General features: G+C 48.2%; 16 protein-coding genes and 1 tRNA gene. 16 read left to right on the top strand and 1 reads right to left on the bottom strand.

The genetic code is table 11. The annotated features are described in order from the left end of the window. Positions 1–138 precede the first annotated feature (138 nt). The 5 genes from tpiA (at position 139) to HMPREF2675_RS07600 (ending at position 2,517) form a co-directional block, all read left to right on the top strand. On the top strand, positions 139–912 hold the full coding sequence (gene tpiA, locus HMPREF2675_RS07620) for a triose-phosphate isomerase (protein ID WP_004519014.1): 774 nt from the start codon (positions 139–141) through the stop codon (positions 910–912). Positions 913–919: 7 nt separating this feature from the next. Next, on the top strand, positions 920–1,279 hold the full coding sequence (gene secG / locus HMPREF2675_RS07615; RefSeq protein ID WP_036492092.1) for a preprotein translocase subunit SecG: 360 nt from the start codon (positions 920–922) through the stop codon (positions 1,277–1,279). Between the two features lie 15 nt (positions 1,280–1,294). Continuing rightward, positions 1,295–1,380: transfer RNA gene (locus HMPREF2675_RS07610), tRNA-Leu, on the top strand. Between the two features lie 90 nt (positions 1,381–1,470). Further along, entirely contained in the window at positions 1,471–2,028 is a 558-nt protein-coding gene (locus HMPREF2675_RS07605; RefSeq protein ID WP_049323108.1) for a UbiX family flavin prenyltransferase, read from the top strand. A gap of 54 nt (positions 2,029–2,082) precedes the next feature. Further along, complete coding sequence (locus HMPREF2675_RS07600) at positions 2,083–2,517, top strand: PNPOx family protein (protein WP_070814618.1); 435 nt, start codon at positions 2,083–2,085, stop codon at positions 2,515–2,517. Positions 2,518–2,569: 52 nt separating this feature from the next. On the opposite strand, the gene ppk2 is transcribed toward HMPREF2675_RS07600, so the two are convergent. Next, positions 2,570–3,499 carry a polyphosphate kinase 2 gene (gene ppk2 / locus HMPREF2675_RS07595; RefSeq protein ID WP_036492084.1) on the bottom strand — a complete coding sequence of 310 codons (930 nt, stop codon included), beginning with the start codon at positions 3,497–3,499 and terminating at the stop codon, positions 2,570–2,572. Positions 3,500–3,665: 166 nt separating this feature from the next. On the opposite strand from ppk2, the gene HMPREF2675_RS07590 reads away from it, so the two are divergent. The 11 genes from HMPREF2675_RS07590 to HMPREF2675_RS07545 all read left to right on the top strand — a co-directional run bounded on the left by HMPREF2675_RS07590 (position 3,666) and on the right by HMPREF2675_RS07545 (position 13,613). Next, a complete protein-coding gene (locus HMPREF2675_RS07590; protein ID WP_070814617.1) occupies positions 3,666–5,447 on the top strand; it encodes a bifunctional chorismate-binding protein/class IV aminotransferase in 1,782 nt (593 codons plus the stop codon). A 101-nt stretch (positions 5,448–5,548) separates the two neighbouring features. Beyond that, entirely contained in the window at positions 5,549–6,409 is an 861-nt protein-coding gene (locus HMPREF2675_RS07585) for a ParB/RepB/Spo0J family partition protein (RefSeq protein ID WP_070814616.1), read from the top strand. Between the two features lie 281 nt (positions 6,410–6,690). Further along, complete coding sequence (locus HMPREF2675_RS11070; RefSeq protein ID WP_080974643.1) at positions 6,691–7,044, top strand: ATP synthase subunit I; 354 nt, start codon at positions 6,691–6,693, stop codon at positions 7,042–7,044. Then, positions 7,034–7,900, top strand: coding sequence for a F0F1 ATP synthase subunit A (atpB, locus tag HMPREF2675_RS07580; protein ID WP_070814615.1), 867 nt, complete (start codon positions 7,034–7,036; stop codon positions 7,898–7,900). The genes HMPREF2675_RS11070 and atpB overlap by 11 nt, the downstream gene beginning before the upstream one ends. Positions 7,901–7,964: 64 nt before the next feature. Beyond that, positions 7,965–8,201, top strand: a complete 237-nt coding sequence (atpE, locus tag HMPREF2675_RS07575) for a F0F1 ATP synthase subunit C (RefSeq protein WP_003676106.1) — start codon at positions 7,965–7,967, stop codon at positions 8,199–8,201. A gap of 73 nt (positions 8,202–8,274) precedes the next feature. Then, complete coding sequence (locus HMPREF2675_RS07570; RefSeq protein WP_003708446.1) at positions 8,275–8,745, top strand: F0F1 ATP synthase subunit B; 471 nt, start codon at positions 8,275–8,277, stop codon at positions 8,743–8,745. 4 nt (positions 8,746–8,749) lie between these two features. Beyond that, entirely contained in the window at positions 8,750–9,283 is a 534-nt protein-coding gene (locus HMPREF2675_RS07565) for a F0F1 ATP synthase subunit delta (RefSeq protein WP_070814614.1), read from the top strand. Positions 9,284–9,293: 10 nt separating this feature from the next. Then, positions 9,294–10,841, top strand: coding sequence for a F0F1 ATP synthase subunit alpha (gene atpA / locus HMPREF2675_RS07560; RefSeq protein ID WP_003748105.1), 1,548 nt, complete (start codon positions 9,294–9,296; stop codon positions 10,839–10,841). A gap of 24 nt (positions 10,842–10,865) precedes the next feature. After that, positions 10,866–11,741: a F0F1 ATP synthase subunit gamma gene (gene atpG, locus HMPREF2675_RS07555; RefSeq protein ID WP_036492073.1), complete on the top strand. Its 876-nt coding sequence runs from the start codon at positions 10,866–10,868 to the stop codon at positions 11,739–11,741. Positions 11,742–11,779: 38 nt separating this feature from the next. Further along, positions 11,780–13,177 (top strand): F0F1 ATP synthase subunit beta, encoded by a 1,398-nt coding sequence (gene atpD, locus HMPREF2675_RS07550; protein WP_003748111.1) that lies wholly within the window; start codon positions 11,780–11,782, stop codon positions 13,175–13,177. Positions 13,178–13,187: 10 nt separating this feature from the next. Further along, positions 13,188–13,613, top strand: a complete 426-nt coding sequence (locus HMPREF2675_RS07545) for a F0F1 ATP synthase subunit epsilon (RefSeq protein ID WP_036492070.1) — start codon at positions 13,188–13,190, stop codon at positions 13,611–13,613. The last annotated feature ends 349 nt before the right edge of the window (positions 13,614–13,962 follow it).

Raw genomic sequence — 13,962 nt, 5'->3', positions numbered from 1 at the left:
TAAATCCTTGTCGGAGAGTGTGCCATCTTTCAGACGGCCTCAAGGCTTGTTAATAATTGCCAAGCGCACATATATCCACTAAACTTTCACATTACACCACGCTACAACAAGCAACAACCAACACACGGAGCAATAAAGATGTATCACCAAATCGGAATGTGGGATCAAAAATGGGTTATCGGCAACTGGAAAATGAACGGCCGACTCCAAAACAACAATGCACTTATGCACCGCTTCCGCGTCATGCCAACCGCCGAACGCGTATTAATCGGCCTGGCCGCCCCGACCGTGTATCTGTTGCAACTGCACAACGCCATGCAAATCGTTTTGAACAACCGCATCTTGACCTGTGCGCAAGACGTGAGCCGTTTCCCGAATAACGGCGCGTACACCGGCGAAGTGTCCGCCGAAATGCTTGCCGACATCGGTACAGACATCGTCCTCATCGGCCACTCCGAGCGCAGCCTTTATTTCGGCGAGAAAAACGAAATCCAACGCCGCAAAATGGAAAACGTCCTCAACGTCGGCCTGATTCCATTGTTGTGCGTCGGCGAAAGCCTGGAAGAGCGCGAGGCCGGTAAAGAACACGAAGTCATTGCCCATCAGCTTTCCATCCTGCAAGGTTTGAACACCAAAAACATCGCCGTTGCCTACGAGCCGGTTTGGGCGATCGGTACAGGCAAAGTCGCCACCGTCGAACAAATTGCCGACATGCACGCATTTATCTACAAAGAAATCTTGTCTTTGTGCGGAAGCGATGTTAAAATCCGCGTTCTTTACGGCGGAAGTGTGAAAGCGGATAACGCAGCCGACATCTTCGCAGTACCTCATGTAGACGGCGCATTGGTTGGTGGCGCGTCATTATCCTATGACTCCTTTACCGCCATCATCAACGCAGCACAAGCCTCGTAGAAAACATATGGAAGCCTTTAAAACCCTTATTTGGATTATTAATATTATTTCCGCTCTATTCGTAATCGTGTTAGTATTGCTGCAACACGGTAAAGGTGCGGATGCCGGCGCAACATTCGGTTCCGGCAGCGGTAGCGCGCAAGGCGTATTCGGTTCTGCCGGTAATGCCAACTTCCTCAGCCGCTCGACTGCCGTTGCTGCAACATTTTTCTTTGCGACCTGCATGGCAATGGTGTATATTCACACCCACTCCAATAAGCACGGTTTAGACTTCAGCGATGTGAAGCAGACCCAACAGGCTCCTAAGCCTGCAACGCCTGCACAAAACAATACAACTCCTGTTGCTCCGAATCCTCAGCAGCAGTAAGACAATTTGATTTATGCCGACATGGTGGAATTGGTAGACACGCTATCTTGAGGGGGTAGTGGCCGTAGGCTGTGCGAGTTCAAATCTCGCTGTCGGCACCACATTAGAAAATCTAACCGCTTTTTAGCGGTTATTTTTTCGTCTTGAGAATCTGCCTTTCCTTTATTTTTAGGCCGAGACAGGGAAATACAATGAAGCGTTTGGTTGTCGGCATCAGCGGTGCCAGCGGTTTTCAGTATGGCGTGAAGGCTTTGCAGCTTTTGCGTGAGCATCAGGTAGAAACGCATTTGGTGGTTTCGCAAGGGGCGGAGATGACCCGCGCTTTGGAAACGGATTACACCAAAGAAGACGTTTATGCTTTGGCGGATGTCGTGCATTCTGTCCGTAATGTCGGGGCAAGTATTGCCAGCGGTTCGTTTTTGACGGACGGAATGTTGATTGCGCCGTGTTCAATGAAAACTTTGGCTTCGGTTGCTCACGGGTTTGCCGATAATTTGCTCAGCCGTGCGGCGGATGTAACGTTGAAAGAGCGGCGCAGGCTGGTGTTGATGGTGCGTGAAGCGCCGTTAAACTTGGCACACATCGACAATATGCGCCGTGTAACAGAGATGGGCGGCATTGTGTTTCCTCCCGTTCCGGCTCTGTATCAGAAGCCCGAATCCATTGATGATATGATTACGCACAGCGTGTCTCATGCTTTGGACTTGTTCGGTATTGTTCAAACCGATGCGCCGCGCTGGCAGGGCTGATGTTTCAGACGGCCTGAAAATAAATTTAATACACTGAGAAAGAGGATAAAAATCATGCAAGCGATTCCTGCCAATATCGTTAAATTTTTGAGCAATCATCATGTCGTCAGTATTGCCGCTGCGGCAGACGGCGAAATTTGGGCGGCTTGTTGTTTTTATGTGTTTGATGAAGCCAATGCCCGCCTGATTGTGCTGACTTCTTTGAAAACAAAGCATGGCGGACTGATGAGCCGTTCTGCCAAAGTAGCCGGTACCATCGCCGGTCAGCCTGACAGTATCACGAAAATCAGCGGTGTTCAGTTTGCGGCGACTGCCGCTTTGATTAAAGATGAAGCGGATTTGAAAGCGGCGCAGTCTTTATTTTACAAAGCGCATCCTGCCGCTAGGGTGATGAAAAGTGATGTCTGGGCGTTGAATTTGGATAATGTAAAATTCACTGACAATAAATTGGTATTCGCACAAAAAACGTATTGGAATCGTGAGGATTAAGAAAAGGCCGTCTGAAAGATGAAATTTCAGACGGCCTTTGATGCTTTAAGAATTAATCGTGTCCGATGTCTACGGTTTTTTCTTTGTAACGTGTATCGGGAATCAAAACAATTTTATCGTCCACTTTGCCGATGGCTTTCACGTCTTTGCCCGGATAGTCCAGCTGGTGCAGGAAGTAGCGGATACAGTTCAAACGTGCGCGTTTTTTGTCGTCGGAGCGGATGATGACCCAAGGCGCGTCGCCGGTGTGGGTGTGGAAGAACATGGCGTTTTTGGCTTCGGTGTAGTCGTCCCAGCGGTCGAGCGACTGGATGTCCACGGGGGACAGTTTCCAGTGTTTCAGGGGGTCGTCACGACGGGAGATGAAGCGGCGGAGTTGTTCTTCACGGGATACGGAGAACCAGAATTTGAACAGGTGGATGCCGCTGGCAACAAGCATGCGTTCCAATTCAGGGGTTTGACGCATGAAGAGCAGGTATTCGTTAGGTTCGCAGAAGCCCATGACGCGTTCTACGCCGGCACGGTTGTACCATGAGCGGTCGAAGAATACCATTTCGCCTGCGGTCGGCAGGTTTTGGATGTAGCGTTGGAAATACCATTGGCCGCGTTCGGTAGTGGTCGGTTTTTCCAGTGCGACAACGCGTGCGCCGCGCGGGTTCAAATGTTCCATAAAGCGTTTGATGGTACCGCCTTTACCGGCTGCATCTCGGCCTTCAAACAGGCTGACGATGCGTTGGCCGGAATCTTTAACCCAGCTTTGTACTTTCAATAATTCGATTTGCAGCTTCTGTTTTTCTTTTTCGTAAACAGAACGGCGCATACGTTGTTTGTACGGGTAATTGGCAGGAAGCGGTGCGCTGCTGGAATCCTCGTCAGTGCCGCGTCCTTCGTGTTCCAAAACAGCCTTTTCGAATACTTGCAGCTGGTCTTGTTTCTCGCCCAGTTCAACATTCTCGAACGGTTCTAATTGGTGGTCTGCCATAAAGTCTCCTTATCGATTAAGTTTTAAATGATATAGTGTGGTATGGTTTGATTCTACCCTTTTATGCCTCGTTCGACTACATAAAATTACATTTGAGTGCTTTTTTTGAATTTGTCTGCTAACTTATGTAAAAGCAGCGTATAATCAGCCTATTTGTACAGCAATCATGCCTTATTTCGCCCTGTTTGACGATGCCGTGAGCGGCCGAGCAAAACTCTATCAAAATCATGTAGAAAGCCATCGGTTTTATCATAACGAACTGGATTCGTTAACAAGTATTTTGCAAGCCGGCTGGAAAAAGGGTTTGCATGCAGTGTTGTTTGCAGACTACGAATTCGGATTGCCGCTGATGGATATTCCGTCTGGCCGCAGTGGCAGTCTGCGTTTGCACTGGTTTGCCGATTATTCCGAAATCGATGCCGAAAACTGGCTGACCTATCATTCAGACGGCCTTGAGGCAGGTATTTCCACTCCCCGATTCTCCGTATCCGAAGCCGATTATCTCGAGCATATCCGTCAAATCCACGAAGCCATCCGCCGCGGCGATACCTATCAAATCAATTACACCGCACGACTGCACCTGCAAACTTACGGCAATCCGATCCAGCTTTACCGCCGCTTGCGCCAGCCTGTGCCGTATGCCGTTTTGTCTTGTCTGCCCGACGGGGCAGGGCAGGAGGCGTGGACTTTGTGTTTTTCTCCCGAACTTTTCCTCAAAATCGATTCAGACGGCCTGATTACAACTGAGCCGATGAAGGGCACTGCGCCGATTCTTCTTGACGGTCAAGATGAACGCCGCGCCGTTGAATTGCAAAACGACCCGAAAAACCGCGCCGAAAATGTGATGATTGTCGATTTGTTGCGCAATGACCTCGGCAAAATCGCGCAAACAGGCAAAGTACGCGTGCCTGAACCGTTTAAAGTTTCCTGTTTCGGCAGTGTTTGGCAGATGACCAGTGCCATCGAAGCGCAGGCGCTGGCTGGTGTTTCGGTTGCCGATATTCTCCGTGCAGCCTTCCCGTGCGGCAGTATCACCGGCGCACCCAAACGCATGAGTATGCAGATTATTGAGTCCCTTGAATCTGAGCCGCGCGGTTTGTACACAGGCAGCATCGGCTTTTTGCATCCGTGTGATACGGGTTTGGGGTTTGAAGGCGTGTTTAATGTCGTGATCCGCACTTTATCTCTGAAACCGGTTTCAGACGGCCTTTATCAAGGTGTTTATGGCGTGGGTTCGGGGATTGTGATTGATAGCGATCCGGAGGCCGAATATCGCGAGTGCGGTTGGAAGGCGCGCTTCCTCAATGAATTGCGGCCTGATTTCGGTATTTTTGAAACCATGCGCGTGGAAGACAAACAATGCCGTTTGCTTGATTTGCATTTGGGCCGTCTGAACAGCTCGGCGCAAGCACTCAACCTGACTTGGCCTGAAAACGCAATAGAGCAAATCCAACATTATATAGATGCGTTGCCAAGAGGGTTATTTAGAGTCAAAGTCGCCTTGTTTTCAGACGGCCTTGCATTGAGCCATGCGGCTGTTTCTGAATTGAGTGAACAACAATACGTCATCTTGAGTGAGTACACATTAAGCCAACGCGATTATCTGCGCCGTTTCAAAACCACGCGCCGTGAAATGTTTGACCAAGCGTGGAAAACGGCAGAAGGGCAGGGCGCATTTGACAGCTTGTTTTTCAATTCAGACGGCCTGTTGTTAGAGGGCGGAAGAAGCAATGTGTTTATCAAATATCAGGGACAATGGCTTACGCCGTCTTTGAATTTGGATATTTTGAACGGGGTAATGCGCCAAGCGGTATTGAAGCAGCCGCGGCTTTTAGGTGCGGATGCAATCAAGGAAACCCACATCACGCGTTCTATGTTGGAAAATGCGGAAGAAATCCGCTTAAGCAATGCTTTAAGGGGCATGTTTGCGGTTTCGCTCCGTAAATAAACGGCAAGGGTCAAATCATCGTGATTCAAATTGTCGTAAAGCGGCAATATCCGATAGAATACGTCATTTCAACATTGAGGCCGTCTGAAAGGGAAAACAATATGGCAAAAGCAAAAGGTGGATTGGGACGCGGTTTGGATTCGCTGATATCCAATGCGGTGGATAGCAGCAGTAGCGACCGCCTGACAACGGTTGCCATCGCCGATATTCAGCCCGGCCGCTATCAGGCGCGTGTGCAAATGGATGACGAAGCCTTGCAGGAATTGGCTGACTCCATTAAAGCGCAAGGTATTATCCAGCCGGTTATCGTACGCGAACGTGGTCTGTCTCAATATGAATTGATTGCCGGCGAACGCCGTTGGCGTGCTTCCCAGTTGGCCGGTTTGACCGAAATTCCCGTCGTCATCAAAACCATCAGCGACGAAACCGCGTTGGCCATGGGTTTGATTGAAAACCTGCAACGTGAAAACCTGAATCCGATTGAAGAGGCGCAAGGTTTGAAACGCCTCGCCGACGAATTCGGCCTGACCCACGAAACCATCGCAAAAGCCGTCGGTAAAAGCCGCAGCGCCATCTCCAACAGCCTGCGCCTGCTGAGCCTGCCTGAGCCGGTTCAGGAAATGCTTTACCAACGCCGTCTGGAAATGGGTCATGCCCGTGCGTTGCTGACCTTGCATGTAGTCGATCAATTGGAATTGGCGCAAAAAGCCGTCAAAAACGGCTGGTCGGTGCGCGAAGTAGAACGCCGCAGCCAGTTGGCACATCAAAAAGCCAAGCCCGAAGCAGCCAAAAACATCAGCCCGGATATCCGCCGCATCAATGATGCATTGACCGAGCATTTGGGTGTTAATGCCGAAGTCAAAACCAGCAATCAGAAAAAAGGCAAAATCGTGCTGCATTTTGATACGCCGGAAACATTCGAATATTTGCTGAAGCAGTTAGGCATCAATCAAGCGTTCTAACGGCTTTATAAACAGAACAGGCCGTCTGAAAAAAGCTTTTCAGACGGCCTGAATTTTTGATAAAAGGACTGGTCGTACAGATGTTTACAATACAAATCAAAATCTTCTGTAAAATCTGTGTAGCAACATGTAATTTGTGTTAAACTCCATTCCAGCAAAGATTTGTTTTATATGTGTTAATCATTTATTTGTGAAAGGTTCACAAAGATTAACATATTGCTTGACGTTAACAAACTTCTTGATTATATTAGCCTGCCTTGCTTTTTGGGGTACAAAGTACAATGAATCAGATAGTCCCATTGCAAGTGATTGTATTATTAATAATTTCAGTTGTTTGTGCGTTATTTTCCGGATTGCCCGGCTTCCTCTCTGCTTTGGCGGGAGGATTTTCGTACATTTTGCCTACCCTGGTTGCAGTTTTACTTTTAAAGTTTTCCCGCCGTAATCCCGATCTGCAAAGTTCGATGTTTGTCGGCGGAGAGGTTTTAAAAGTAGTGCTGTCGCTGGTATCTATGTCGGTCGTTTTTGCGATATGGCATCAATCGCTGGTATTTTTCCCATTCTTATTGGGGTTGCTCAGCGTCAGTCATTTGGTTTTTTTAGTATTGTTGAGAGTGAAACACTATGGCAGGTGAAACTATGACCGCTGCCGACTACATCAAGCACCACTTGCAAAGCTTGACCAGTATGTCGGATGTTACTCAGGGTCAAGGACTGAAAAACATTGCTGATTTTTCGTTCATTAACCTTGATGCAATCTTTTTTGCCGTTCTGTTGGGCGTAATCGGCAGCTTCCTTTTGTGGCGCGGTGCCAAAAAAGCGACGGCCGGTGTTCCCGGTCGTTTCCAAGCGGCTGTTGAAATTCTGTTCGAATTCGTGGATGACATGTGTAAAAGCATTATCCATAACGAACAATCGCGTAAAGCTGTTGCACCATTGGGTCTGACCTTGTTTGTCTGGATTCTCTTGATGAACGCCATGGATATGCTGCCGGTTGATTTGCTGCCGATGGCATGGCAAGGCATTACCGGTAATCATCATGCCCTGTTGCGCGTCGTACCGACTGCTGACTTGAATACGACTTTGGCTCTGGCGATTGGCGTATTGCTGATCTGTATTTACTACAATGTCAAAATCAAAGGCCTTGGCGGTTGGGTTCACGAGTTGTTCTGCGCACCTTTCGGTCCGTGGCTTGCTCCGGCCAACTTCCTGCTGAACTTGGTAGAGTTTTTGTCCAAAACCGTATCCCACGGTATGCGGTTGTTTGGTAATATGTATGCCGGCGAGCTAGTGTTCCTGTTGATCGCTCTGTTGGGCGGTGCATGGGCGTCAACTGGTAGTGTCGAAACTTTGGATCCGATTTTATTTGTGTTCCACCTGATTGCTGGTTTGGCTTGGGCGATTTTCCACATTTTGGTCATCACCTTGCAGGCATTTATTTTCATGGCGTTGGCGTTCGTATATATCGGACAGGCGCATGATGCACACTAATCAAGTAGTTTTTTCGTAGTTTGTTTTTTGTAGTTTAACCTTTACTATTTTAAGGAGTTTAAAAATGGGTTTGATTGCTATCGCATGTGGTTTGATCGTTGCCTTGGGCGCATTGGGTGCCTCTATCGGTATCGCAATGGTTGGTTCTAAATACTTGGAATCTTCTGCTCGCCAACCTGAGCTGATCGGTCCGCTGCAAACCAAACTGTTCTTGATCGCTGGTCTGATCGATGCGGCTTTCTTGATCGGTGTGGCTATTGCCCTGTTGTTCGCCTTCGTTAACCCGTTTGGTGCTGCGTAATCAAGACGGAGCGATCCGTTCAGATACAGGCTTGCCGTCTGTTTGATTAACCCAGATACGAAGGTTAAGTAACGTGAATATTAATGCAACCTTATTTGCGCAAATCCTAGTTTTCTTTGGCTTGGTTTGGTTTACGATGAAATTCGTATGGCCTCCGATTGCCAAAGCATTGGATGAGCGTGCCGCAAAAATCGCTGAGGGCTTGGCTGCCGCCGAGCGCGGTAAGAGCGATTTTGAGCAGGCAGAGAAAAAAGTTGCAGAACTTATGGCCGAAGGGCGTAATCAGGTAACCGAAATGGTTGCCAACGCCGAAAAACGTGCTGCAAAAATTGTAGAAGAAGCCAAAGAGCAAGCTTCTCATGAAGCAGCACGCATTGCAGCCCAAGCAAAAGCTGATGTAGAGCAAGAAGTTAACCGTGCACGCGAAGTGTTGCGCGAACAGGTCGCTTCATTGGCTGTTAAAGGTGCGGAATCTATCCTGCGTAAAGAAGTCGATGCTTCCAAACATGCAGATCTGCTCAGTGCCTTAAAACAGGAGCTGTAATCTTATGGCAGAGTTCGCAACGATTGCCAGACCTTATGCGAAAGCATTGTTTAGTCTGGCTCAGGAAAAAAACCAAATCGAGTCTTGGTTGGGCGAACTGAAAGAACTCGCAGCGGTTGTTCAGGATGAGAAAGTCATTGCTTTCATCGAGCAGCCGGAAACGGGAGCTTCCGAAAAGGCAGAAACGCTCAAAGGTCTTGTCGGTATCAAAAATGTCGAATTGGCAAATTTTATTACCGTTTTGGCCGAGCACAAGCGTTTGCTGGTATTGCCGGAAATTTATGCCCAATATCAAGATTTGACCTTGATACACAACAATACGAAATCGGCAGTAATTTACAGCGCGTATGAGCTCAGTTCTCAGCAGCTGGCCGATGTTACCGATATCCTGACAAAACGCTTCAACAGCAAATTGGATGTGGTAACTAAAGTTGCCCCTGAATTAATCGGCGGCATCAAAGTAGAAGTGGGTGATCAGGTCTTGGATTTGTCCGTACAAGGCAAACTGAATGCTTTGTATGCGACTATGACAAATTAGGAGAGTTTTCATGCAGCTTAATCCTGCTGAAATTAGCGATTTGATTAAAGCCAAAATCGAAAATCTGTCCGTCAATACAGAAGTGCGTACCCGTGGTACCGTTGTTTCTGTTACAGACGGCATTGTGCGCATTCATGGCTTGTCAGACGCGATGCAAGGTGAGATGCTCGAATTCCCCGGTAACACTTTCGGTCTGGCCATGAACTTGGAGCGCGACTCCGTCGGTGCCGTAGTGTTGGGTGAGTACGAACACATTAAAGAAGGCGATACAGTTACCTGTACCGGCCGTATTTTGGAAGTGCCAATCGGTCGCGAATTGGTTGGCCGCGTAGTTGATGCATTGGGTCGTCCTATCGACGGTAAAGGTCCAATCAATACAACTTTGACTGCTCCAATCGAAAAAATCGCACCGGGTGTGATTGCGCGTAAATCGGTTGACCAACCCATGCAAACCGGCCTGAAAGCCATTGACTCTATGGTTCCGGTTGGTCGTGGCCAACGTGAGCTGATCATTGGTGACCGTCAAACCGGTAAAACAGCCGTAGCACTGGATGCCATCGTTAACCAAAAAGGTACAGGCGTTATCTGTATTTATGTGGCTATCGGTCAAAAAGCATCTTCTATTGCCAACGTAGTGCGCAAATTGGAAGAGCATGGCGCAATGGAACACACTATCGTGGTTGCTGCGACTGCTTCTGAAGCCGCTGCGCTGCAATACATTGCTCCTTACTCCGGTTGTACCATGGGTGAATTCTTCCGTGACCGCGGTGAAGATGCATTGATCGTATACGATGACTTGTCTAAACAAGCCGTTGCATACCGTCAAATTTCCCTGCTGCTGCGCCGTCCACCTGGCCGTGAAGCCTATCCTGGCGACGTATTTTACCTGCACTCCCGTCTGTTGGAACGTGCAGCCCGTGTCAGCGAAAACGAAGTTGAGAAACTGACCAATGGCGAAGTAAAAGGCAAAACCGGTTCTCTGACTGCGTTGCCGATTATTGAAACCCAAGCCGGTGACGTATCAGCATTCGTACCAACCAACGTAATTTCGATTACAGACGGCCAAATCTTCTTGGAAACCGACTTGTTCAACGCCGGTATCCGTCCTGCAATCAATGCCGGTATTTCCGTATCGCGCGTAGGTGGTGCGGCACAAACCAAAGTCATCAAAAAACTGGGTGGCGGTATCCGTTTGGCGTTGGCGCAGTACCGTGAATTGGCGGCGTTCTCACAATTTGCTTCCGATTTGGACGAAGCAACACGCAAACAGCTGCAACACGGTGAAGTGGTTACTGAATTGATGAAACAAAAACAATTCAGCACATTGAACACTGCCGAAATGGCATTGACTTTGTGGGCGATCAACAACGGTTCTTACGCAGATGTTCCGGTATCCAAAGCCTTGGCTTTCGAAGCAGAATTCCTGAGTTTCGTACGTACGCAACATCCTGAGGTTCTGGATGCGATTAATGCATCAGGCGCAATGTCTGACGAAAGCGAAAAAGCATTGACCGAAGCCATGAAATCTTTCAAATCTTCTTACGCTTACCAAGCATAAGTATTGAGATGAAAGGAGTCTGAAATGGCAGTCGGAAAAGAGATTCTCACCAAAATCCGTAGTGTTCAAAATACCCAAAAGATCACTAAAGCGATGCAAATGGTGTCGACCTCTAAAATGCGGAAGACTCAAGACCGGATGCGCTTAGCGCGTCCGTACGCCGAAAAAGTGCGTACAGTGATGAGCCATCTTGCACAGACCAATGCCGATCATGGTATCCAATTGTTGGAGCCGCACCGCGAAGTGCGTCGTGCCGGTTTCATTTTGATTACCTCGGATAAAGGTTTGTGCGGCGGCTTGAACGCAAACGTACTGAAAAAGTTTTTGGCGCAAGTTCAAGAGTATCAGGAACAAGGCATCGAAGTCGAAGTCGTGTGCCTGGGTAGTAAAGGTTTGGCTGCATGCCAAAGCATCGGTTTAAACGTTATTGCCAGTGCAACCAATTTGGGCGATACCCCGAAAATGGAAGCGTTGCTTGGCCCTTTGACCGAAATCTTCCAACGTTATGAGAAACATGAATTAGACCGTATCCATATGGTTTACTCACGTTTTATCAATACAATGCGCCAAGAGCCGCGTATGGAAGTTTTGCTGCCTATCGGTGAAAACGTTATTGACGACGGAACAGGTCATTCTTCATTTACTTGGGAATACCTCTACGAGCCGAGTCCTATCGCCGTATTGGAATATTTGGTTCGCCGCTATTTAGAGTCTGTGGTTTATCAGGCATTGAGCGACAACATGGCATCTGAACAAGCCGCGCGTATGGTAGCGATGAAAGCCGCAACCGACAACGCAGGCAATGCCATCAAAGAATTGCGCTTGGTGTACAACAAATCGCGTCAAGCCGCGATTACCACAGAATTGTCAGAAATTGTAGCAGGTGCAGCGGCAGTTTAATGCCGTCTGAAGCCTGAACAGGAAATTAGGATACGATAATGAGCCAAGGCAAAATCGTACAAGTTATTGGTGCGGTGGTTGACGTGGAATTTCCACGTGACGCTATCCCGCATGTTTACGATGCCCTGAAATTGGACGAGAACGGTCTGACTCTGGAAGTTCAACAGCTTCTGGGTGACGGCGTTGTCCGTACTATTGCAATGGGTAGTTCAGACGGCCTGAAACGCGGCATGTCTGTAAGCAATACTGGTGCGCCAATCACTGTGCCGGTAGGTAAAGGTACATTGGGTCGTATTGTCGACGTATTGGGTACGCCTGTTGATGAAGCAGGTCCGATCGATACCGACAAGAGCCGCGCCATTCACCAAACTGCTCCGAAATTCGACGAGTTGTCTTCAACTACCGAATTGCTGGAAACCGGTATTAAAGTGATCGACTTACTGTGTCCGTTTGCTAAGGGCGGTAAAGTAGGTCTGTTCGGTGGTGCCGGTGTGGGCAAAACCGTGAACATGATGGAATTGATCAACAACATCGCCAAAGCGCACAGCGGTCTGTCCGTGTTCGCAGGTGTGGGTGAGCGTACCCGTGAAGGTAACGACTTCTACCACGAGATGAAAGATTCCAACGTATTGGATAAAGTAGCCATGGTGTATGGTCAAATGAACGAACCTCCGGGCAACCGTCTGCGCGTTGCTTTGACCGGTTTGACCATGGCCGAATACTTCCGTGACGAAAAAGACGAAAACGGTAAAGGTCGCGACGTATTGTTCTTCGTTGACAACATCTACCGTTACACTCTGGCCGGTACCGAAGTATCTGCACTGTTGGGCCGTATGCCTTCTGCAGTGGGTTACCAACCGACATTGGCTGAAGAAATGGGTCGTTTGCAAGAGCGTATTACCTCTACCCAAACCGGTTCCATTACTTCCATCCAAGCCGTATATGTACCTGCGGATGACTTGACTGACCCGTCTCCAGCGACAACTTTCGCCCACTTGGACGCCACCGTCGTATTGAGCCGTGATATTGCCTCTTTGGGTATTTACCCGGCAGTTGACCCGCTTGATTCTACTTCACGCCAATTGGATCCGATGGTATTGGGTCAAGAACACTACGACGTAGCGCGCGGTGTACAGTCCACTCTGCAAAAATACAAAGAATTGCGCGACATTATCGCCATTCTGGGTATGGACGAATTGTCTGACGAAGACAAACTGACTGTAATGCGTGCCCGTAAAATCCAACGCTTCCTGTCTCAACCGTTCCACGTTGCAGAAGTGTTTACAGGTTCTCCAGGCAAATATGTCGCCCTGCGCGATACCATTGCCGGCTTTAAAGCCATCTTGAACGGCGAATACGACCATCTGCCTGAACAAGCGTTCTACATGGTAGGCGGTATCGAAGAAGCAGTTGAGAAAGCGAAAACCTTAAACTAAGGAGGTCGGCATGAGCGTCATGCAAGTTGAAGTGGTCAGTAGCGAGCAAAACATCTATTCGGGCGAAGCCAGCTTTGTGGTGGTTCCGACCGTTCAAGGTGAGCTTGGTATTTATCCACGACACGAGCCGATTATGAGTTTGGTACGCCCCGGCGCATTGCGTTTGACTGTTCCGGGTGAAGCTGAAGAAGTGCTGGTTGCCGTTTCCGGCGGTGTTTTAGAAGTACAGCCTGACAAGATTACCGTATTGGCAGACGTTGCCGTTCGCAGTACCGAAATGGATCAGGCACGTGCTGAAGAAGCTAAGAAAGCAGCCGAGGCAGGTGTTTCTGCAGCCAAAGATGATAAATCTCTGGCCGAAGCGCACAAAGCATTGGCAGCAGCCATTGCCCAGCTGAAAACTTTGGACTACCTTCGTTCGCAAAAAAACAAGTAATGTGGGTTCATTAAGAAAAAGCACAACGAAATGTTGTGCTTTTTTATTTACCTGAAGATAAGCAGCTTGGTATTGAAATGTCGATAGATGAGTAGATGGCAAACTTGAAATCGAAACGGTAGAATTAGTTTTTATGACTCAATTGTTGATGGATCATTGTCAAAGCAGTTAGCCTTGTTATTTAGCTAAGAATAGCCCACTCAATCTTTTTTAACCATAAAAAGCAGGTTGGATAATTCCTAATTTATTGCAACCGCAACAGATCTGAATTGGTCAGTATTGAAAATATTAGAATTTGTGGAAGTTTTTGTATAAACAAAAGGCCGTCTGAAAAGTTTCAGACGGCCTT

The organism is Neisseria sp. HMSC061H08, from assembly GCF_001836795.1.
In the GTDB taxonomy this organism is placed as follows: Bacteria; Pseudomonadota; Gammaproteobacteria; order Burkholderiales; family Neisseriaceae; genus Neisseria; species Neisseria subflava_A.
The sequence above is the reverse complement of the archived record's forward strand: the minus strand, read 5'-3'. Positions and strand labels throughout refer to the sequence as shown.

Coding starts and splice junctions, on each gene's coding strand:
- ppk2 (WP_036492084.1), bottom strand. CDS start 3,499: ATGGCAGACCACCAATTAGAACCGTTCGAGAATGTTGAACTGGGCGAG.
- HMPREF2675_RS11070 (WP_080974643.1), top strand. CDS start 6,691: ATGAATCAGATAGTCCCATTGCAAGTGATTGTATTATTAATAATTTCA.
- HMPREF2675_RS07545 (WP_036492070.1), top strand. CDS start 13,188: ATGAGCGTCATGCAAGTTGAAGTGGTCAGTAGCGAGCAAAACATCTAT.
- HMPREF2675_RS07585 (WP_070814616.1), top strand. CDS start 5,549: ATGGCAAAAGCAAAAGGTGGATTGGGACGCGGTTTGGATTCGCTGATA.
- atpD (WP_003748111.1), top strand. CDS start 11,780: ATGAGCCAAGGCAAAATCGTACAAGTTATTGGTGCGGTGGTTGACGTG.
- tpiA (WP_004519014.1), top strand. CDS start 139: ATGTATCACCAAATCGGAATGTGGGATCAAAAATGGGTTATCGGCAAC.
- atpE (WP_003676106.1), top strand. CDS start 7,965: ATGGGTTTGATTGCTATCGCATGTGGTTTGATCGTTGCCTTGGGCGCA.
- atpG (WP_036492073.1), top strand. CDS start 10,866: ATGGCAGTCGGAAAAGAGATTCTCACCAAAATCCGTAGTGTTCAAAAT.
- secG (WP_036492092.1), top strand. CDS start 920: ATGGAAGCCTTTAAAACCCTTATTTGGATTATTAATATTATTTCCGCT.
- HMPREF2675_RS07590 (WP_070814617.1), top strand. CDS start 3,666: ATGCCTTATTTCGCCCTGTTTGACGATGCCGTGAGCGGCCGAGCAAAA.
- atpA (WP_003748105.1), top strand. CDS start 9,294: ATGCAGCTTAATCCTGCTGAAATTAGCGATTTGATTAAAGCCAAAATC.
- HMPREF2675_RS07605 (WP_049323108.1), top strand. CDS start 1,471: ATGAAGCGTTTGGTTGTCGGCATCAGCGGTGCCAGCGGTTTTCAGTAT.
- atpB (WP_070814615.1), top strand. CDS start 7,034: ATGGCAGGTGAAACTATGACCGCTGCCGACTACATCAAGCACCACTTG.
- HMPREF2675_RS07600 (WP_070814618.1), top strand. CDS start 2,083: ATGCAAGCGATTCCTGCCAATATCGTTAAATTTTTGAGCAATCATCAT.
- HMPREF2675_RS07565 (WP_070814614.1), top strand. CDS start 8,750: ATGGCAGAGTTCGCAACGATTGCCAGACCTTATGCGAAAGCATTGTTT.